This window comes from Pseudomonas cedrina subsp. cedrina (assembly GCF_001983175.1).
Lineage (GTDB): Bacteria > Pseudomonadota > Gammaproteobacteria > Pseudomonadales > Pseudomonadaceae > Aquipseudomonas > Aquipseudomonas cedrina.
The window spans coordinates 116033-135028 of record NZ_MNPW01000013.1 but is presented as its reverse complement, the minus strand read 5'-3'; the positions used below and the strand labels follow the sequence as shown (position 1 = coordinate 135028).

27 protein-coding genes are annotated in these 18996 nt (G+C 59.1%); 2 read left to right on the top strand and 25 right to left on the bottom strand.

The window, feature by feature from the left end:
* Position 1: 1 nt before the first annotated feature.
* The 20 genes from BLL36_RS24625 to BLL36_RS24535 form a co-directional block, all read right to left on the bottom strand.
* Positions 2-814, bottom strand: a complete 813-nt coding sequence (locus tag BLL36_RS24625; protein WP_076954212.1) for a C40 family peptidase — start codon at positions 812-814, stop codon at positions 2-4.
* 2 nt (positions 815-816) lie between these two features.
* On the bottom strand, positions 817-1569 hold the full coding sequence (locus tag BLL36_RS24620) for a phage minor tail protein L (RefSeq protein WP_076954211.1): 753 nt from the start codon (positions 1567-1569) through the stop codon (positions 817-819).
* Positions 1570-1580: 11 nt separating this feature from the next.
* Positions 1581-1919 carry a phage tail protein gene (locus tag BLL36_RS24615; protein ID WP_076954210.1) on the bottom strand — a complete coding sequence of 113 codons (339 nt, stop codon included), beginning with the start codon at positions 1917-1919 and terminating at the stop codon, positions 1581-1583.
* Positions 1919-4981, bottom strand: a complete 3063-nt coding sequence (locus BLL36_RS24610) for a phage tail tape measure protein (protein WP_076954209.1) — start codon at positions 4979-4981, stop codon at positions 1919-1921. The genes BLL36_RS24615 and BLL36_RS24610 overlap by 1 nt, the downstream gene beginning before the upstream one ends.
* Positions 4982-5008: 27 nt before the next feature.
* Positions 5009-5281, bottom strand: a complete 273-nt coding sequence (locus BLL36_RS24605; protein ID WP_394329500.1) for a DUF1799 domain-containing protein — start codon at positions 5279-5281, stop codon at positions 5009-5011.
* 47 nt (positions 5282-5328) lie between these two features.
* Positions 5329-5709 carry a phage tail assembly chaperone gene (locus BLL36_RS24600; protein WP_076954207.1) on the bottom strand — a complete coding sequence of 127 codons (381 nt, stop codon included), beginning with the start codon at positions 5707-5709 and terminating at the stop codon, positions 5329-5331.
* Between the two features lie 2 nt (positions 5710-5711).
* A complete protein-coding gene (locus BLL36_RS24595) occupies positions 5712-6383 on the bottom strand; it encodes a phage tail protein (RefSeq protein WP_076954206.1) in 672 nt (223 codons plus the stop codon).
* A gap of 68 nt (positions 6384-6451) precedes the next feature.
* Positions 6452-6871: a phage tail terminator-like protein gene (locus BLL36_RS24590; RefSeq protein WP_076954205.1), complete on the bottom strand. Its 420-nt coding sequence runs from the start codon at positions 6869-6871 to the stop codon at positions 6452-6454.
* Positions 6868-7524 (bottom strand): hypothetical protein, encoded by a 657-nt coding sequence (locus BLL36_RS24585; protein WP_076954204.1) that lies wholly within the window; start codon positions 7522-7524, stop codon positions 6868-6870. Before BLL36_RS24585 ends, BLL36_RS24590 begins: the two co-directional genes overlap by 4 nt.
* Complete coding sequence (locus tag BLL36_RS24580; RefSeq protein WP_076954203.1) at positions 7521-7889, bottom strand: hypothetical protein; 369 nt, start codon at positions 7887-7889, stop codon at positions 7521-7523. The genes BLL36_RS24585 and BLL36_RS24580 overlap by 4 nt, the downstream gene beginning before the upstream one ends.
* A 46-nt stretch (positions 7890-7935) precedes the next feature.
* A complete protein-coding gene (locus BLL36_RS31115) occupies positions 7936-8109 on the bottom strand; it encodes a hypothetical protein (RefSeq protein WP_157697310.1) in 174 nt (57 codons plus the stop codon).
* 32 nt (positions 8110-8141) lie between these two features.
* Positions 8142-8642, bottom strand: a complete 501-nt coding sequence (locus tag BLL36_RS24575) for a DnaT-like ssDNA-binding protein (RefSeq protein ID WP_076954202.1) — start codon at positions 8640-8642, stop codon at positions 8142-8144.
* Between the two features lie 3 nt (positions 8643-8645).
* Positions 8646-9095: a CTP synthase gene (locus tag BLL36_RS24570; RefSeq protein ID WP_231998973.1), complete on the bottom strand. Its 450-nt coding sequence runs from the start codon at positions 9093-9095 to the stop codon at positions 8646-8648.
* 46 nt (positions 9096-9141) lie between these two features.
* The gene (locus BLL36_RS24565; RefSeq protein WP_076954200.1) at positions 9142-10104 is read right to left on the bottom strand and encodes a major capsid protein; all 963 of its coding nucleotides are present in this window, start codon (positions 10102-10104) and stop codon (positions 9142-9144) included.
* A 12-nt stretch (positions 10105-10116) separates the two neighbouring features.
* On the bottom strand, positions 10117-10845 hold the full coding sequence (locus BLL36_RS24560; RefSeq protein WP_076954199.1) for a hypothetical protein: 729 nt from the start codon (positions 10843-10845) through the stop codon (positions 10117-10119).
* An 82-nt stretch (positions 10846-10927) separates the two neighbouring features.
* Positions 10928-12013, bottom strand: a complete 1086-nt coding sequence (locus BLL36_RS24555; protein ID WP_076954198.1) for a minor capsid protein — start codon at positions 12011-12013, stop codon at positions 10928-10930.
* Positions 11988-13406, bottom strand: coding sequence for a DUF4055 domain-containing protein (locus BLL36_RS24550; RefSeq protein WP_076954197.1), 1419 nt, complete (start codon positions 13404-13406; stop codon positions 11988-11990). The genes BLL36_RS24555 and BLL36_RS24550 overlap by 26 nt, the downstream gene beginning before the upstream one ends.
* Positions 13403-14704 (bottom strand): terminase large subunit domain-containing protein, encoded by a 1302-nt coding sequence (locus BLL36_RS24545; protein ID WP_076954196.1) that lies wholly within the window; start codon positions 14702-14704, stop codon positions 13403-13405. The genes BLL36_RS24550 and BLL36_RS24545 overlap by 4 nt, the downstream gene beginning before the upstream one ends.
* Positions 14691-15152: a DUF2280 domain-containing protein gene (locus tag BLL36_RS24540; RefSeq protein ID WP_076954195.1), complete on the bottom strand. Its 462-nt coding sequence runs from the start codon at positions 15150-15152 to the stop codon at positions 14691-14693. The genes BLL36_RS24545 and BLL36_RS24540 overlap by 14 nt, the downstream gene beginning before the upstream one ends.
* A 31-nt stretch (positions 15153-15183) precedes the next feature.
* Complete coding sequence (locus BLL36_RS24535) at positions 15184-15807, bottom strand: putative metallopeptidase (RefSeq protein ID WP_076954194.1); 624 nt, start codon at positions 15805-15807, stop codon at positions 15184-15186.
* A 69-nt stretch (positions 15808-15876) separates the two neighbouring features.
* Here BLL36_RS24535 and BLL36_RS24530 point away from each other — a divergent pair, with 69 nt between their 5' ends.
* Positions 15877-16080, top strand: a complete 204-nt coding sequence (locus tag BLL36_RS24530; RefSeq protein ID WP_076954193.1) for a hypothetical protein — start codon at positions 15877-15879, stop codon at positions 16078-16080.
* 57 nt (positions 16081-16137) lie between these two features.
* On the top strand, positions 16138-16524 hold the full coding sequence (locus BLL36_RS24525; protein ID WP_076954192.1) for a hypothetical protein: 387 nt from the start codon (positions 16138-16140) through the stop codon (positions 16522-16524).
* Positions 16525-16571: 47 nt separating this feature from the next.
* Here the strand turns inward: BLL36_RS24525 and BLL36_RS24520 are convergent, their stop codons facing one another.
* From BLL36_RS24520 to BLL36_RS24500, 5 genes are all read right to left on the bottom strand, one after another.
* Positions 16572-16916: a hypothetical protein gene (locus BLL36_RS24520; RefSeq protein ID WP_076954191.1), complete on the bottom strand. Its 345-nt coding sequence runs from the start codon at positions 16914-16916 to the stop codon at positions 16572-16574.
* Entirely contained in the window at positions 16913-17242 is a 330-nt protein-coding gene (locus tag BLL36_RS24515; protein WP_076954190.1) for an MFS transporter, read from the bottom strand. The genes BLL36_RS24520 and BLL36_RS24515 overlap by 4 nt, the downstream gene beginning before the upstream one ends.
* Positions 17243-17406: 164 nt before the next feature.
* Positions 17407-17703, bottom strand: coding sequence for a lipoprotein (locus BLL36_RS30785; protein WP_076954189.1), 297 nt, complete (start codon positions 17701-17703; stop codon positions 17407-17409).
* Between the two features lie 8 nt (positions 17704-17711).
* Positions 17712-18626 (bottom strand): lipid II-degrading bacteriocin, encoded by a 915-nt coding sequence (locus BLL36_RS24505; RefSeq protein ID WP_076954188.1) that lies wholly within the window; start codon positions 18624-18626, stop codon positions 17712-17714.
* Entirely contained in the window at positions 18623-18820 is a 198-nt protein-coding gene (locus BLL36_RS24500) for a zinc finger domain-containing protein (RefSeq protein ID WP_076954187.1), read from the bottom strand. The genes BLL36_RS24505 and BLL36_RS24500 overlap by 4 nt, the downstream gene beginning before the upstream one ends.
* Between the last annotated feature and the right edge of the window lie 176 nt (positions 18821-18996).

Below are 18996 nucleotides of genomic sequence, written 5' to 3'. Positions count from 1 at the left end.
CCTAAGGTTGCTCCAACCCCACCCCCGCCTCCTCCTCCCACGCCATCGAGGCAAGACGGGCAGTAGACAACTTTTGCCTGAGGATTAGGCGTGTCCTGTCATGCCAAGGCCCGCCGTAGATGATAATTTCGGACGGCCTGCCATACAGGTGGTGCAACAGGAAAGGTCCAGGACCATAGGTGGCCGAGTCTTCGCCCGGTAGCGCCGGGTCAGCACCCAAGTAAATGCCGGCATGGTTCGGGTGAGCCGTCCGTCCAACCTGCATGACGATCATGTCACCGCGCTGGGGCTGGTCGACGCGCACGAAGCCCGCGGCCTCGTAGTGCTGCTCGTAGAGACTGGCGTTGTCCGCGCTCTCCCACCATCCATCCGCGCGCTGGAAGGCCTCAAACTCAAGCCCCCATTCGCGCTGGTACCAGTCAGCGCAGACCTGCCAGCAATCCCATGCCCCATGCACGAACGGTCGCTTGAGCAGCGGCGTGCTGCCCGTTGGCGTGATAGTGCGGAGGTCGCCCTCGGGCCAGCTCAGTATGTGCCATGGCAGCGCCGTAGCCTCGCACATGGCCAGATCATGCGGTGACGGCCTGCTGGTGGCGTCAGGGTGCGAGTGGACAATGCCGATCACTTCGCCCAGATCTTCCGCCGCAGCGTAGTCCTCGGGGTCGAGCCGGAACTCTTCGCTCGGCTCCGTGGCGATATTGCCGCACGGGAAGTACTTCTGCGCTCGCCCGGCAGCCAGCAGCAGCCCGCAGCATTCGCGCGGATATTCCGCCGCTGCGTGCGCCTGGATGGCCGCGATGATGTGCTTTCGCATTGTCAGCTCCTCGCGATCAAGCTGACGGCGGGGAATCCACCGAAACTGAGCTCGTTGTTTTCGCCGAAGCGCAACTTGCAGGACGACAAACAGCCCTTGCACTGATCCAGCGCGGGATCGTCCGTTGGGTTGTCCTCGTCGTCGAACATGGCCGCGCCGGTATAGCCGCAGTCCGGCCCCCGGTAACCATTGGTCATGGCCCAGTGGCAGAAGGTCGTCATCTGTCGGCCGGGCAGACCGTGATTATCAATCTCACCCGGTGAGGAAAGCTCCCAAACCACCGCCTCGCCGTCCTCGCTGGTTTTCTGGTCGATGTACCAAATCTCCAGCGCCTCCTGGGTTGGGTCGGCGGTTGGGTTGCCATCGGGGAAGTTGGCCGCGTCCAGGTACTGGGCCAAAGTCTCGCGGACCGTCAGCTTGAACTTGAGCATGTCCTCAAAGGCCAGGCAGAGTGCCGTGACGCGCCCGTTGACGTTGCCCGCAGCGAAAGTAGGCCGCGAGGCGGTACCGTCGCTACTCGAGGAAATACCCTCAATCTGCACCGGCCAGGCCGCGTACTCCTGGCCCTGCCAGATAATCGACTTGGCTGGCAGTTCATCATCCGAATGCTCGTAGGCCAGCAGTTCCTCGGGCGTATGCGGAATGGCGTGCCCGTGGAAGCGCAGGTAATCGGCGCCGTATTCGGTCCCGTCGATTTCAAACAGGCGAATCTCGCCGCCGGGCTCCAGTTTCTGGATGTCCGTGATCAGTGCCATGGGCGGTTATCTCAGGGGTGGAAGGTTTGCTGGAAGGTGGCGGTGATGGCGTAGACCTGGCCGCCGCGGTGCACTGGCTTGTAGCCGTTGCACTTGTATAGGCCAAGCTCACCCAGGGGCGGCTCCCAGAGGAAGCCCTTCGCCCCTTTGTGCCGATCGAGGAACGCCATGATGTCTTTGATGCGCGGCTTCAAGCCAGTGAAGGTCACCGGCCACGATTGCGACCGGTTGTTGAGACCGTCCTCGACCGACTGCTCGTAGCCATCGCCGAACTTCTTGGAGCGGACGCGCTGGGTGATATCACCCTCCGCCCACTTCTCCGTCGACCAGGTGAATCGTTCGATTGCCATCATCGCCCCTTGATTGCGTTGTTGATGACGCCGCCCTGGCGCATGTCCCTGCTCCGCAGTTCTTGATATTTCTGCTCCACGAAGGTCGCCAGCTCCTTGCCGAACAGGTCGTAGCCAGGGGCGTCAGCGCTTGACGAGGCGTTACCTTCACCATCGATATGCACCTCGACGTTGATCTGCGTGCCGCCAGCCCCGCCGCCGCCCATCGCCATAACGCCCAGCTTGCCGCTCGACGTCCGGGTCAGAGGCATGATCGCCTCTTCCCCGGCTTCCCCCATGACGCCGGTTTTGCCGTTGGCCATACCGAATGCCGTGGGCTTGCTCACCACAGAGTTGGTGAAGGCGCCGCCGTCGGCGAACATCTGCACGCCACCGGACCAGGCTCCGCCCTTGGCTTGCGGGAAGTAGGCGCTGGAGTAGCCGGCCGAGGACGCACCCAGGTTTGAAGAGGTCGCACCGGCAGACCCGGCCGCCATTCCATTGCCACCGCCAGCGGCGCTACCACCGAGGTAGCTTGCCGCTGCGCCCACCAGACTGCCCAGCAACGCCGAACTCGCTTGGCGTGTGGCGATCCGCGCCATGTCCGCCAGGATCGATTTGGCGAAGTCTGAGAACGACGCCTTACCGGTCATGGCAAAGTTGACGATGGAGTCTTCCATGGAGCTGAAGGCGTTGCCGAAGAGGCTTTTGGTCTGGCCGGCGATATCTTTTGCCGAGTCCAGGTAGTTTTCCCAGGCAGCCGTTGCGCCCTTCGTCCAATAGCCCTGGGCGTTCTCCACATCAGCGTAGTTCTGCCGAATCTGGTCAGTGGCGGCCTTGTTCGCGTCTGCGAGCGCCTGCGACTTCCGTTTGAATTCTTCCTCCGACATGTTCCGCGACGGATCGGAGCGCTGGTTTTCCAACTCAAGCGACTGCTGAGCAAACCGGTCTTGCTGGCTGTTCAGCTGACCACTCAATGCGTTCTGGCGGTCACCCTGACCCACACCCAACACGGCACGTTCCCCGGCCAACTCCAGGGCCCGCTGTTGCTGCCCCAATGTTTGCACGTAGGAACTGATCGCGCGCTCCTGCTTGGCGAGTCGTCCTGTTTCGTTGGTCCCCAAAACCTCAAGCTGGCTGTCCGCATCCTTCTGCGCCTTGACCATGCCTGCGCGCGCATCGGCGATCTTCTGGTCCAGCTGGATGCTTTGAGCAGCCGAGGTGCTTTTCTTGGCCTTGGATGCTTCCAGGGCTGAGATCTCGGCCTCGTAGGCTGCAGTCACCTGGTCAAGCTCGTTGCCGATCAGGGCCTGGCGGCGAAGCAGATAGTCTTCCTCGGAAAGCAAACCAGCTTTCTGCGCGGCCTCCAGTTCCTTCTGGTAGTTCTTATAGGTGTCGGTGATCGCCGCCAGGTCGTTTTTGGCGTTGTTGAAGCTGGTCAGGTCGACCTGGTTGCCAGCGGCTTTTGGATCCTTGAACTTGTCGTTGATGTTGGAGATGTTTTTATCGACTACAGACTGATCAAGGCGCGAGTCCTTTGGGTCTGTTTTTCTAATGTCAGCAAGTTGCTGGCGATATTCCTTAAGAGCTTCGTTTCGTTTCTGCTCGTTCGTCCACGTCGATTTAGTGAGCGCATCGACCTTGATCATCGCCTGCTGGGACGCAAGCTGCGCCTTTGCTTGATCGCCCTCCCACTTTGCGATGTCCGCCTGAGCCGCCTTTTCGTCCTCCAGCATGTTCAGGCGGTTTTGCCTGAACTCAATCAAAGCATCCTTGGACTTTTGGCTTTGGAACAGGCCATCCATGTCCTGAGCTTCAGCCAGGCCAGCGCGAGCATTCTCGATGTCTGAGTTGATGTCTCGGCGTCCGGCGTTTTTCAGGCCGTCCGCCGCCTGAGCGACAGCGTTGTATGCCTTTTCCCAGAAACTCAAGTTTTCCAGAATCTTTGGCGTGCGCTCGTTGATCGCGTCGGCGTAGGATTCGGTCGCCAGCTTCACGGCACCCGCGTGATCGCCCTGCTCTTCCAGCGCGGCGATCTGTGAGTAAACCGATGCCGTCAGGTAGTGATACTGCTCGTTGAGCGCAGCGGATGCCTTGATCGGGTCGTCGGCCAGCTTCACGAATTCGGCAACCGTCTCGCTGACAGCCTTGCCGGTGGCTTCCTGCATCGATACGGCGGCCCGGGTGATGCCTTCGAAGCTCTCGCCAGCGATCTTGCCATTGTCTGCAAGCATGGCCAGAACTGCAGCAGCTTGGCCGGTGGAGCCCACGGTCGCGCTCACCTGCCGCGCCATGTCGCCCAGTTGACCAGCGCTGACCCCGGCGTAGTTACCAGTCAGGATCAGCGATTTGTTGTAACGGTCCTGCTCTTCGCTGCCCTTGTAGTAAGCAACGGCCAGGCCACCAACCGCGGCGGTGGCCAGTGCCAACGGCGCCAGGATAGCCAGCAGCCCGGCAGCGCCCGCACCAGCACCGGCGCCCAACTGCGCGACGGCACGAACGCCGCTACCCCAATCACCCGAAGACAGCGCATTGCCCAGCTGTACGACGTTTTCCTGGGCTTGGCGGGTGCCGAGGCGCAGCTTGTCGAAACCAGTGGCGGTCTTTTCGAGCTTTCCGTAATCCTTGTCGATCTTGCTCAGGGCGCTGTTGTACTGGTCTTGACTGATCCGGCCCTCGTCGAGGTGCTTACCGAGCTGCTCGACCTGGTTGTCCAGCTTTGCCAGCGCCGCGCGGGCCGGGTCAATTGCCCCCAGCAGGCTGTTGAGTGCCTTCTGCTCGTCCATCGCAGACTTGGCCAGGGCGATCTGCTGCTTGTCCAGCTGAGCGGAGATCTTCGCCGCCTCGGCCTCGCCATAGGCGCCGGTTTTGGTCAGCTTGGCGAGAGCGTCACGCTGCTTTGCCAGGTCCTGGGTGGTTTTGGCGCTGGTGGACAGCGACTTTTCCAGCGCCTGCATTTCGTTCATCAGCGAAACAGCGGACTGCTCGGCCCGGCCGCCAGCCTTCGCCATTTCATCCAGGCTCGTTTTGGCCTGGATTGCATCGGCCGAGTCGATCTTGACGCCGAGTTCTGCAATGTTCATCGACTCACCTTGAATAAGTGCCCGTAGTTACGGGCTGTTTTCCCTTTCCTCCGCCATTACGCGCAGGGCTTCGCCTTCCAGCACCTGAAGGTCAGGGAAGATTTCAGCGAGTTTCTTTTTCTTGATGCCGAGGAATCCGGCTACGTCGCGGATGCTGCTGTAGTCGAGACCGATCGCGCCGCCGGCGCCTGCTCGCCACTGGGTGGACATGCGATTGAACAAGAGGAAGGCCGGCCAAAGGCACGGCCAGATCTCGAATTCTTCTTCCATGTCCTCTGCGTCCCAGCCGAAAGCAGCGATCTGCTCGGCATCCGGCGGGGACTCATACAGGGCGCGGGCGGCGCGTATCAGTTTCCCGTGCGGGCCTTGGAGTAAGCTTCCTGATAGGCGTCTACGACAGACTCGGTTGTGCCCTGACAGGACGTCACCAGCGCTTTGATGCTCTCGTCGTCAAACTTGTCATCGAACTCCCAACCCACAACCAGATCCTTGATTTGCTGAATCTGATTTTCGGTGTCGACGGCAACGATTTCGGACACGGAGGGGTTTTCTCCCAACTTATCGAGGCCCTCCTTGCGCCGCTGGTTCCACTCATCGAACAACGCTGCAAGCTCGATGCGGTTTCGATATTTGAAGGTGAAGCCCACCTTCACCGGATCCTGGCCAACTACCGGGACCATCACGGCCCCCAGGAACGTCGGTGATTGGGCAATCTTGAACTTCGCCATGATTAAGCCCCGCCGCCAGCGACAACAGGCGCGCGATACGCGGTGATCTCGGCGTTGATAGTGAATCCGAACGCGACCGCGGCGCCTTCGTTACGTACCAGGGTCGGGCTTTTGTTGAAGGAAGCGTAACCGGCGTAATAGATCGTCTTGCCGTTGGGCAGCGACATACGCAGGATGCGTACTTCCTTCTCGCGGTCTGCCTTATCCAGCTCGTCGTACCAGGCCAAGCTGTCATCGTCAGCGAGCTGGAATGCAAAGGCCTGGGCGTTTTTCGTGGTGGGGATCTGTTTGTCGCGGCGGGCCTCAAGCGGCGCATACGTCCAGTATTGCTGCTCACCGCCGGACATGGAGTTGCCGATCACCTGGTTTACCGCCACCCAGCCGGTGACTTTCTTGGCGGTGCCGGCGCTGATGCCGTCAGGAAAAAACGAGGTATTCGAGGTGTCGATACCTTCCAGTGTGAATGCGCCAGCTTCGGCAGCGGCGACACGCACGGCGCGCTCGTTGATGTCCTCCCAGCCGGACGTGATCAGCAGGATGTCACCATTGGCGAAGCCGTTGGCGAGTGCGGTAGCGACGCCAGGGTTTGCGTTCGTGATGCTCGCAATCACCTTCGCAGCGGCAAAGCCGGTGGAGAGCGCCAGTGTTGCCCCGTTGGGGAAATAAACAGACATGGGTTTTCCTCTTTGCAGAAATGACAAAACCCGCACTTGGCGGGTTCAGGATGTGCCCAACGGGCGGGTTATGGCGTGGTGTCGGACCGATAGGAGAAAGACAGCGGGACGGTGTAGGTTGAGTCGCCAGTAATGCCTGGACCAATATCCACAGGCGTCATAGGCGTCACCACGAAACCGTTCTTCACGTCGCGTACATACAGTGGGAATAGCGCGCTGAGCTCGGCGGCAATTAGGTTCGTCTTGGCCTTCCCGGTACCCGCCGGCGCGATGATGCTGACCTGGAGCACCCCGGTGTACAGCCGGTGATCGCCGCCGAGCGTGTTGCTCGCGGTGTCGCCTGGGATCGTGAACGCCCGCAGATACGTTTCGCCCGCCGCCGGCGTGTAGGCCGTGTTCTCGAAGACGATCTTCAGCTTCTCCGACCTGGCAGCGTTCCAGGCGATGAGCTTAGCTTCGTAGATCGAGGCGATGATTGCGTGACTCATACCTGGTTGTTCCTGATGGCCTCCAGCACGATCTGCTGAAAGCGAGCCACGGTGACCCGGACCATGCCGCCGGGGGCCTGAGTCGAATGGCCAAACTCCAGCGGTATCGCGTAGGGCAAGTTGTTGACGATGAAAGCGGTTTCGCCTGCATTGAACTCAATCGCGCCAGCCACCAGTCTTGCGGTCGCTGCAGCGCCTGTCGGATCGGGGTGAATGCGGATGCTGTTGTCGGCCGAGCCAATGGAGAGGTTCCAGTTCGCCCGGAATCGGCCGCCAACATAGTCCTTGCCGGCAACCAACCCATTCACATTGAAATTCTGGTCGCGCTCGGTCTTCGTCAGAGGCTTGGCGTATTTCACTCCACGCTTGAGGTTTCCCGCCTTTGTGAAGTTCGATTCGTTCAGGTTGATGATCGTGTTGCGGACCGCGACCTTGAAGTCGTAATCGTCGGCTGCCCGAGTGTTTGCCTGGCGGTGCGCGACGTTCGCCGCCCATATCTCAGGGTTGCCCACGGGAGACATGCGAATCAGGCTGCTGCCGATCTCGATAATGATCTCGCGCAAGCTGGCGTCTATGGCCTCACTTGTCTGAGCGGCGAACTCAGCCAGGCTCAGGGCGAAGCTGCCGGACTGGCCGGCACCCGCCCGACTCATGACCGCACCTGCAGTTCATACAAGATGGGCGTTCCGGCCGGGTTGATCTCTTTCAACGGTGGCACGATTGACCAGGTGCGGCCTTGGGCGACCACCCTGTCCAGCAATCCAGGAACCCATGCCAAACCCTGAGCGGCAATCTTCAGCTTCTTGTCGCCCTGCCTGATAAGGCTGTTGTTCTGGAATTCGATACCGGTGAAGTCGAGCAGGACGCCTTGCGCGATTTGCTCGACGGTCGCGCCCGGCGCTTCCCCGCCCGTCTCCGGGTCGTACTCGCCGGGCTCCGTCTTGCTGATGGTCACGGGCTGGCCGAACTCTGTGATCATCTCCAGAGCCATCACGGCCATTTCATCGTAAAAGGCCATGGTGGCTCCAAGTTATTCAGCCTGAGCTCAGGTCGCGGACGAATACTCAGTGAAGGGTTTTCACCGGTTCTGGCTCGCCTTTCATTTCGGCGATTCCCTCCTTCAGGATCATCCTCAGGTACTCCTGCGCGTCCATCTTCATAACTGCAGCTTGGACTTCGATTTCTAGCCACTGCTCGTCCGTGAAGCTCAAGCGCAATTTTTCGTCTTCGCTGCTCATTTTGGGTCACCTGACTGGATCAGATCACTTTATCAGGCCCGAATAGCAAACAGCCCGCGTTTTTGCAGGTAGTCGGCGAATTGCGTAGCGCTGGGTCGGTCCGGCGCCGCCGGCAACAATCGATTGCTGGTGTTCGAGATAGTCGCGTACTCGCGAGTTACCGCCCCTTCGACGCGCTCCAGCGTCACAGCACCCTTGCGCTTGTCGATTGGGTCGATGTCGTCCTGATGGATCTCGGCCGCCAGGGCCATCTGCCCGTACTCAATCCGCGCCGGCAGGTAGTTGTCTGGCTTGATCTGGCAATCCAGCTCAACACCCCGACGCGGCCAGGCCAGGGCTTGCTCGCTGCTCATCTTGCGGCCTTTCCAGGTTTTGCCATCCATCACCAAGGCGGCCCGGCGCAGCAACGCTTCCCGCTCGGGAATACCTGCAGGGATGACAGTGCCGAACTTCACGGCATACAGGGCCAGATCCTCTGCGCTCGCGTAGCTTTCGGCGTCAGGCTTGCCGGTGCCGTCCTCGATGATGAGCATGGGTTACTCCTTGACTTCGTTCAGGCGGTCAGCCTCGGCCTTCGCTTCATCGGCAGTGCCGACGAACTCGCCGAATCGTACACCGTCGCGGGTGATGATGATCCACTGGTCATTCGATTCCAGCTTCGGAATGTAGACCGGCTCATCCTTCGTGCCATCCTTCAGGGTCCCGTTGGTGCCACCGGTCAGCACGTTTTTACCGGTCTTTTCCTTACCGGCGGCCACTTTGTCCTTAGCGGTCTTTTCCTTGCCAGCGGCGGACGTCACCGGAGTTTTGCGGGTCTGTACCTCCACCTCGATCTCGGTGGCATCGTAGGCGGCCTTGATCTCAGGGTAATCGCCGACAATAACGACCTTGGTCACGCCAGGCTCCACCGCGCGAAACAGATCGGGATTGCGGTACCGCTTGTTCGGGTCGAAGTCACCCAGTTGGTTGCTATAAACGAGTTCCATGCTTCTCTCCATGGCGGCCATTGCTGGCCGCGCCTTGAGGTCAGTGTTAGCCGCCGACTGGCGGGGTGGTGGTGAGGGTGATCATCACGCCGGCGGTGACCTTGTTGCTATCCGAGTGCTTGACCCAGTTGGCGGCCGAACCAACAGCGGCCAGGGTTGGGTTGGCACCGCCGGTGGTTTCCTTCCAGCTGTAGCCCAGCACGTCGATGTTTACGGTACCTTCTGCGCGGTAGCCGATGCCGAGGTTCTCTTCATCGTTCACCTCGTAGGACCGGAAGCCGGGCGCCTGGGACTCGGTGATCACTACGGCATTCGGCAGCAGGCCGAAAATCACGTCCGCTGGTGCGGTGTCGGTCACCAGCACTGGCTTGCCGAGCGTGCCAGGCAGACCACCGTAGATGACGACGCCGGCCTCCTCGTAGACCTTGTTCGCGATCGCTTCGTCCACGATGTCGAAATAGGCCGACGAGTGCATGACCCACAGGGCAATGCGGCCGAACTTGTCGCCGAACTTGCGCATGCCGCGAGTCAGGGTTTTCTTGCCATCGGTCTCGATGTTGGCCGAGACCACCATGCCTGCGTTGGAGCCGATCGCAGCACGCAGGGCTGCGGTGGCGTAGTGGATGAAGCCTTCCAGGGTAGCGTCGGCCACGTCAACGCCAATGATTTGGGAGAACTCATCCACCGGACGACCGCGACGCTTGAACGCTTCTTCCGTGGTCTGGTACGGGCCGTATTTCCACGGCGCCTTCACACCAACAGCTTCGCCAGCGCCGATCTTCTTCGAAACCACTTTGGCTTCGGAGTTGACGTCGCGGTGATCCAGGCCGCCGCCGAGCTTGTAGAAAGCGCGCTTGCGGAAATCGCCTTCGATCATTTCGTTATCGAGGACGATGGCGCCGTTGGAGGATGCGTTGAACACATCCAGGTTGTCCTGGACGCGCTCCAGGTATGCGGTTTGCGCCTCATCGTTGTAGATGATCAGGTCGCTGTTGACGGTTGTCGCCATGGGTATTTCCCCTTACTTGGGCAATTGCAGATATGCGGTTTGGCCGTGCTTGCGCTGGTAGTCGCGCTTCTGCTCGGAGGTCATTTCGGAGCGCTTGAATGCAGCCTGGCCGCCACCCCCGCCCGGGGCTTGTGTCCCTGAAGCCCTTGGCCACAGGTGAGGCGCGCTTTCGCGCAGGGATTCCGCCCATTCGAGCGGGGTTAGAGGGGTCTTGCCGTCTTTGCCGAGGATGGTCTGGCCGGACTCATCCACAGCGACCGCATCGCCATCTTCGTTCAGGGTGAACACGCCTTTGGCGCGTAGGATGATGTCGTCGGTTGCTTCCGGCAGTGCGCCGGCCTTCAATGCAGCGCCGCGCACCGCGTCACCCAGGACTTTGCCCTGGAACTTGGCCGCGAAGGACTCAGCCTTCTCTGCGCGCGCGCTGACGGTCTTCAACTGCTTGTCGTATTCGCCACGCAAGCGTTCAGTGCGCTTGTTGAACACTTCGTCCACCTTGCCCTCTGTCAGCAGCTTGGTTTCCTCGTCCTGGCCGGCACGGCTGAGCAGCCCTTTCACAGCGTCGATATCGATGCCTTCGAACTGGGTTTCGAACTGGGTCAGCTTGCCGGTCGTTTCCTTCAGCTTGCCCAGCAGCTCATTGTTTTTGGACTTCAACCCAGTCACGGAGGCTTCAACGGCAGTCGCGATAGCGGCCTTGATTGCCGGGTTTTCCAGGTCGATTTCGTTTTCTTCTGCCACGTTGATGCACCCCTTGGGTATGTTTCGCCCGCTTTGCAGGCAATAAAAAACCGCCCGGAGGCGGCTGAGTAAGTGTGTTCGGCTAAATTCCGGCGCGTTCGAAGGCGAGAGGCTCCAGGCTTTTCATCTGCTTCAATGTCAGCGGCGCAAAGTTGCGATCAAGCTGCAGCTCGGCGAAGCGCTCGACGGTCAATCCGCCTTCCCGGAACAGCTTGCCCCGTACAGGGCCGATAGCCACATCCTGGAACGATGCCGGCTGCTGCTGGAGCCAGTGGTAGTAATCCAGGCTCGCACTGACCTGCTGGCCGCCACCGGCGCCCACTGAAGCGCGGGTAGCGCCTTTGGCGAACATCGCGCTGAGCTTGGTCAGCAGAATGAAGGTGGTACGGCAGTTCGGGTGAAACGGCGGCCTTGGCCCGGAATCCACCGGAAACTTGCGCTTATCCATCGAGCGGCATTGCTGGCTGGTCTTGCTGTCCAGCGTAGCCACCATCTGGATCTCTTCGACGATATCCGTATTGGCCTTGGCCACCTCCATACGGGCCTGGGATGACACATGCTGAATGGAGGTGTGAACGACCGTGCTGGCGTTGCGATTGGTGGTAGCGAGAATCCCGTCCTTGTACCCTGCGGCCTTGGTACCGCGAATGCTCTTGATGATCTGGAAGTTCGTCTGTCCTTCGAAAAAGCCCTGCCGGATAGTGCCGGTGACACGCTCACGCTCGGCGCTAGTCCAGCCCTTGATGAAAGCCTTCAGCAGCTTCCCGCCGCCGGTACCGCGCACGCTCAGTGGATTCGTTAGCACGGCTGTGCGGATCGCGGCCGCCGCCGGCGCGACGACATCCAGCGAAACGCCAACCGGTGCCGACCTGGCAACACTGGTTGCCTCAAACTCAGCCTCGTAGTTGGCGATGTCCACAAGGTCTAGGTTCAGCTGCGCGCTGTAGCGGTCGAAGATGCCCAGCAGCAGGCTATCCACTTCCTTCAGCAAAGCTTCAAGGCGCTTGACGTTGTACTCAGTCAAGTCCGACTGGGTGAGCCGGTCGCGAATCGATCGGTCGATCTCTTTGAGAAAAGGGGCGAACTTGCCCACCTCTCCAGCCTTGAGCTTTTCGAGGAAGACGGCGTGCCGGATGGTCGCGTCAAGTATTGCCTGGTTCGCTGCCATCTACTTTGCCCTCGTCGTCCAGCCCAAGTCCATCGCCCTGCTCTTCCAGCTCGCCGTCGATCTGTTTGTCCGTGCGCTCTGGTGCGATCAGCCCAAGCTTGCGCAGGTAAGCCCGCAAGTCAGCCTTGGCGAATCCACCGTTCTGCCACAATCCAACCAAGGCCGTGATCATCTGCGGATCAGCCGAGAGTTCGACGAACTCCTGATTCACCTGGTAGGCGACCTTCTTGTCGGTGATGCCCATGTAGGTGCAGCACCACATGATGGCCCGTGTGTAGGCTTCGCTGACGTTCGCCACGCACCCGGCAAGAACGGATGTCGATGCCGACTGATCCCCACGGGACTCGGTAGCGGTCTTGGTCGCCAGTGATGCAACCACCATCCGGGCGCCCAGCTCGATCATCATCTGATTCTTGTCGGCCATGGCCTCCTTGACCAGGGTGTTGGGCGTGGGCTGCGCGTACCCGAATGCGCCCCCAACGGGCAGCATCATTGGGGCTCTTGAGCCTACATAGATGCCGTTTTCCTCCATCCAGTCGCGCCAGGACTCGTCGAGCCCACTGATCCATGGCTGGGCCTGGCCGCACCAGAACACGCTGTCTTCGTAGTCAGCGCTGTTCCGGTAGTGGCCCAGGTTGATCATGGCGATGTCGTAGAGAGGCGACTCGTCAATGCTCGGGTCGTTGTTTTGTGCACCAACAAAGGTAAACGGGATCTCCCTCAGTCGGCCGCCAGCACCTGTCGGGCGGAATTCTTCGATAACCGCCAGTGGCCCGCCAGTCTCTGGACCTGACCGGCGCCATACTCGACAAACGAAGCCGTCTTCCTCCAAGGCCAGCTCCCGGTACTGCTCAACCGTCTTGAAGCCGAAGCCATCGGGGATTTCCGGCGATTCCTTCAGCACCACCAGCGTCAGCACGCTATGACCGTTCACCATACCGGTGCGCCAGTTGATGATTTCTTCGGCGCAGTAGGTGAGGATCACCGCATGCCCGCCGATACCGTCGTCCTGGTGATAGTCGACATACAGTCCATGCCGGCCAGCCTCGAGCACCTTTTCCAGCGTGCCCTGGGAGTGCTGATAGATGCTCACCCCGGAGCCGTTGGCATTGTCTTGCAGGTACCCAAGCTTCGTCGGTACCGTCAGCGTCGGGTCTTTGTGAAAAGCCAGGCCCAGCAAACCATTTCGAGTGTGCCCTGTGGCGTTCTTGAACACTGCGCGCTCTCGGTAAGCCCGATTTCGGTCCTGATTCTCCGGCGACTTGTCGTGCGCGTTGATGTAAGGCAGCCGATCGACTACCCGGTGCTGGCCCGCACAGACGTCGCGAACGGTTGCCCAGCGGTCCAGCACTGCCGTGTATTCCGCCCGCTTGAAGGAGACGTCGTTGCTCATCGGGCGTATCCCATTTTGATAGCGGTGACCGGTTTGATGATCGGGTACTCGCGGTGAATGAAGTAGCCGCCGGCGTCGTTCGCGTGATCGATGCCTGCGGTCTTGTCTGGCTCCCCGTTCGCGCCCCACACCTGCTGCTCCAGGCCATCGGCGTAGGTTGGGCAGGTAAACGGGTTGACCAGGTAGCGGCGCTCGCCCTGCGCATTGCAAAAGACGGCGTTCATTGCGTTGATTCGGTCCTTCACAGGCGGGTTTGCCGCTGGAGCGATAACCGCGAACCCAGCCTGCTTGAGCATGGCAAGGTCGGTGATGCTGGCGTTCACGGACTTGCGCGAATCGCCCGAGGCATCAGGGTAGATCCTGATCTCGCACGTTTTCTTGAAGTCGTTGCCGTCGTGCTGCCAGTAGCGTTCCTTGATGCGGCGGATCATGTCGGGCGTGTCGTACCCGTCGATCAGCTCATCCACTGCCCTGGGCAGCCCTTGGTCGCGCTTGACGTGGGTGATCGCCGCCATCTTGCCGACGTTGAAGTCCATACCGATAAACAGAGGCTCACCGGGCTGCACCGTGTCGAAGCATCCGTTGAGCTTGCGGTCGTAGGCGGTGTAGATCGTTCCCGACGTCAGGTTGACGAACTGGCCTTTGAGGTACGCCATGATCAGCTGCGGCGGATACGACTCCATTAGGGAGGCGATGTAGTCATCCGGCAGGTTCAGCTCGTTTTCGAACGTGCTGGCCTGCACCAGACCGTACATTTCCTTGAGAGACGGCTTGTCGCGCAGCTGCTTCACGAACTGCAGGAAGACGAACTTGAAGCCTTCCGGCGTCGTGGTGACGTCCACCCCGTTCTTCAGCCCGGGCAAGTTGTAGCGCATGCGGGCGATGATCTTGCGCCAGGCCTGCTGCGCCTTGACTGCGGTCAGCACGTCCAGCTCATCCACCAGGGCCTGACCGATCTTGAAGCCGACGATGGTCTGGGGCTTCTCCATCGATCGGCATATCACAGTGCCGCGGTACTGCCGGCCGCTGTAGATGTGAACTTCGTGGTTCGCCTGGTTGATCTTGGTCTTCAACCCCCAGTCATAGGCCACCTCATCCATGGTCGGATAGAAAATGTCGCGGATCTGCGGGTAAGTCGGTGCGAAGTAACCAGCGTTGACGCCGGGCCACTCCATGAAGTGCTTGCTCAGCGCCGAGCAGCCAACCCAAGTCTTGCCTGAGCCGAACCCAGCAACGAACGCACGAAACTTATGGGGCAGCGTGAGGAACTGAGCCTGCGGAACGTTAAGGCTCGGCATTCGGCTTCCTCGCATCCACCACGTCGACCTGGATACGGGTCGGAATCACCGGCGCGTCGCCCGCCTCTTCCTTTCTGGCCCGGTTTACGTAGATGTCACCGGTTTCTTTCGCGGCCTGCTCGAGGATCTGCATGGCCAGGCCGATGTTCTTCATAGTCTCGGCCTTCTCCACGAATCGGTTCATGGCACGGAGCCGGAAGGCGCGGTTGGCGATCGGTATCTCGGCTGTCTCTTCGCGGAATCGCTTTCGGGTGTCCTGGAATAGGGTCACCCACTTCACGGCAAGCCCTTTCCCGGCGGACTTGGTTGGGTCGTGCGTCTCCACCTGCTGACGACTCACCGCAATCCCGTATTCGTTCTTGACGGCTTCCACCACCTGGGATGGGGTGTCAAAGCACGCCAGCGCCTGAACGATGAAGCTCTTCACCTCATTTTTCAGGGCTGCCATAAATTCTCATCCGTCTAGAGCCTGTCAAGAATCAGGCCGATCTCAGCAGACAGGTTCCGCAGGCCCTCGCAATATTCAATTTCCCCACCTCAGCAGGACTGTTTGCCGCATCCACCAACGCTTGAACGTCAGGGCTTGCACCATAGCGGCGGACGACACCGACGAACTCTTCGACGTCGTGCCCCTGCAGCTTGATCTTTGGTGCACCGTCTTGGGTGAATGCTGGCTGACCGTACTTGTCGGTCGCATGAGCTAGGTGATACAGCTCGTGTTCGATCAGGGCGCAGAACTCAAGGTCGCTGCACTGGGCGCAGTAGTCAGCAGCCAAGGTGATAATGAAGGCCGGCACATCGCCGAACCAGTCACGCATCTGTTGCTCCATCCTGGCCTTCTGCCAACCACCGGCGCGGAACGCTATTTGTTCCGCCTGGCCCAGGACTGTGCGGCCTTGCTTGGCGATGCTCGACGATGCCCACATGATTCGGATGTCTGCATCCAGCAGGTGGGCATGGTCTTCGTTGTGAATGCTGCCGACGTCGGAAAGGATCTCGGACTGGAGCCACTCCCACACCTCAGGCGCGGGCGTCAGGCGCATACCGAAGTCAGATAGGTCGGACAGTTCAAGAAGCGACGATGGAGGGTATGGCCTGTCCATAGATCACCTTGAGCTTGAAATAGTGGCGCGCTGCCGGTATTGGTGAGGTTCAACGAAAAGGAGACGTTTATGTCGCAACCAAAAGACCTGACCACTTACAACTTGTACTCACACTCAAGCGAGGACAAGCGAGCAATTGCCGTGTCTGCCGCGCTTGCCTTGATCCACGCTAAAGCGGCAAACACACCCGCCAACTGCGACATTATCAAAGATGAAATGGCTAGACTTGGCGCCTACGCAGACCAGATCCAAGAAGCGCTAAAAGTGAAGTGACTCACCCGTGCCGCACTCACCTGCGGCACACCTACCCCGCGCACGATGGAGGAACAAATGGAACTGGACCACAACGAGGCTCTGGCCATTATTGGTGAACTACAGCGATGGCATGACGAAGCCCGGAGCCTAGTCGATGACGCCGCCGATAAATCAAGACTCTCGTCAAACAGCATCGACCTTTTAAAAATCCGGCTGACCAAGCTGAAGGATGAGATCAAAGACGCGGCCAAGCACGAAACACTATCGCGCAGGAAAGAACCAAAAACGGACTTGGAGCAGTTCTTCTTTGGTCCAGCCGTTAGGAGTACGTCCGCGAACTTTCGAATGAGGACCGATACGAGTCCACATAGCGAAAAGTGGAACCAGGGGCTTCACGAAGTAGAGCACGAGCTTTCGTACGCGCTTCACAATATTCAGGGATCCCTCAAAACAAACAGTTAGCTTAAGAGCTGCGCAACGATTTGGCGCATTCGAAAACGTGGCGCGAATTACTGTTTGCGCCGCTCGATACCTTCAGGCGCCTTTGGGCAGCTCATGCAGTGTTCGCAGTTGAGCGTCCGGCAAAGCCAGGCTTTAACCGGCTGCCAGTACGTGACCATGAAGATGTGGCGGGCACCGGCCATGGCCAGGGCGACATGCAGCGTCAGGCCAGCAGTCGTCGGGCCAAAGAAGATGTTTTGGCTGCGCACCGACACAACGAAACCTGTGATGGCGATCGTGGTGTAGATCAGCTTCCCGAGAATGCCGTCCCTCACCTTCCCGCTAAGTACGCACCAGGTGGCCCACAGCGCAATAAGGCCGCAGGCGACGGAGTTGATCAGTTCAAGATTCATGGTGGGTTGCCTCCCCCGAACCGCTGGCGAATAAGCGCCCAGAGGTCAGCGGCTTTGATGGCTCGGTTGATTGCTGCCAGGAGCGAGCCGCCAAACGTACCCAGCAGGAAGCCGATACCGGCAACAATGCTCGGCTCGGTGACATTCAGGTAAGCGCTCACCATCCCGGTCAGGTACAGCGAACAGGCCACACCTGTGATCAGGAAGATCACCCATGCGCGCCAATCGGCGAGGTCGTCCTTGTGCCACCAACTGGCGACAATTGCGCCGATCAGGCCGGCGATTAGCCACTCGGTCTTATCGAGCAGGCGATGCAGAAACTCCATGCGCTCGACTCCGTGGGGCATGTATGAAATATGTCAGCCCCAGCAGCACTCCCAGCCATAGCGATGGGTGTGGTGGAGCCGAAAACGAAAAAGCCCCGCACGATGGCGAGGCCTTTTAAATTCTGATGAACCCTCAGGTACCGATCGAGGGTTCAAGGTTCAGATCAACGCGAACTGATCTCCAAGTGCCCGTCGCAACTCAACAAAGCTTGGGCTCGCTCATCGCCGTAATCGAACGGGACAATCCACCAGTCGTTGGTTTCGTCATAACGTGCACCCGGTTGTAACGTATAGCTCTGATCATCCCCAGTACGAGGATGCTTTGAGAAGTATGCGTTCAGTGACTCGGTAAAAAACGCCTCTCCCTTACCCGAGCAGTTTTCCACCTGCTTTTCATTACCGCATGCAGACAACGTGACGCAGGCAAAAAACAGCGCGAGTATTCCGAAAACCTTTTTCAACTGAATCCCTACCTTGTCCCTGAGTATTGAACGGCCTGTTCACCCAGAATATTGATGTAATAGTCATTGTGACCGAACGACTCACCTAGCCCTTTCAAGAAAGTGGTCAGAGCCTCCTGCGCCCAGGTACGGTTGCTTTTGTCAGCATCGTAGTAGTCGCGATTCAAGGAATAGCTGCCATTAAAACCATACGTGCCGTCAGACTGAATAACAAGGGTGCCTTTCACATTGCCAGATACCCGGCCGAGCATGCCGGCTGCAGGCACGTCTATCGGTGCCTTGTCAAAAATGTTGTAGCTGAACGGCTCATTGATTTCAAAGGTGCCAAGATTATTGGGGTCATTCAGTAGCTTAGCGATCGGCTGAAAATCACGAGGAAGCAGCTGCAGGTTGAGAGAGGCAATGTGGACATTTCGGTCCTGACCCCCGCCATAGATCCAGTAGCCAATTGCCGCCAATGGCATAAGCGGAGTGCCATAGAAATCAATCCCGTTGGCACGGAATGGAATTTCACGTGTAATCGGACCCGAGTAGAGAAGACTACCCCAAGCCGGCTCAAAATAGTCTCCTCGACCATTACCAATGTAGTACGGGGCGCCGTTATAACTGGAATAGGTCTGAAGCAGCGTCAACGCGGCTTGGCAGTGGACCTGAAGATCCTGCCGCAAACTAATCTCTACCTGGCCGCTAAAGCCCAGAAAGGCCTGCTCCATGACAGCAAGACTATCGCATCTCTGCGCAGCTTCACGGATGCCTTCACCGTTCAGCATCATGTTTGGTACTGCACTATTAATAAACTCAACCTCAGCCTGCGCGGCAGGCAGATTGAGAAATTGATTGGACCATGAGGAGTCAATAGAAAAAGAACCCGGAAGGCCTGGCTGGTCTGGGTAAACGTATGTTGGCGCTAGTTCGATTGTCATTTGTAGAACCTTTGAGTCGAATGATTTGTCGCGGAGGATTCCGCTTTCATGTCGCTCAAAGGCGATTGCTCGAGGCTCGCGGCCTTCACATGATTCAACGTCCCGCATCGGGAACATTTGATCTGGAGCTCTGTAAACCCACCCATACGGGCGAGAAGCTTTTTGCAGTTACCACACCTGAATTCTCTCAACATCTGCAAATTCCTTTTGCTGAATCACCCTTTCCGTGGGCAATAAAAAACCCCGCCTTGTGGACGGGGTTCGTGGAGCCCTTACGGACTCAAATCAGAGCGGCAAATAGTGAGCTTGCTACGAGTCCGGCGCCAACATTGTTGCTGGTTTCAAGAAACGCGGTGTCGATATTAGCCAT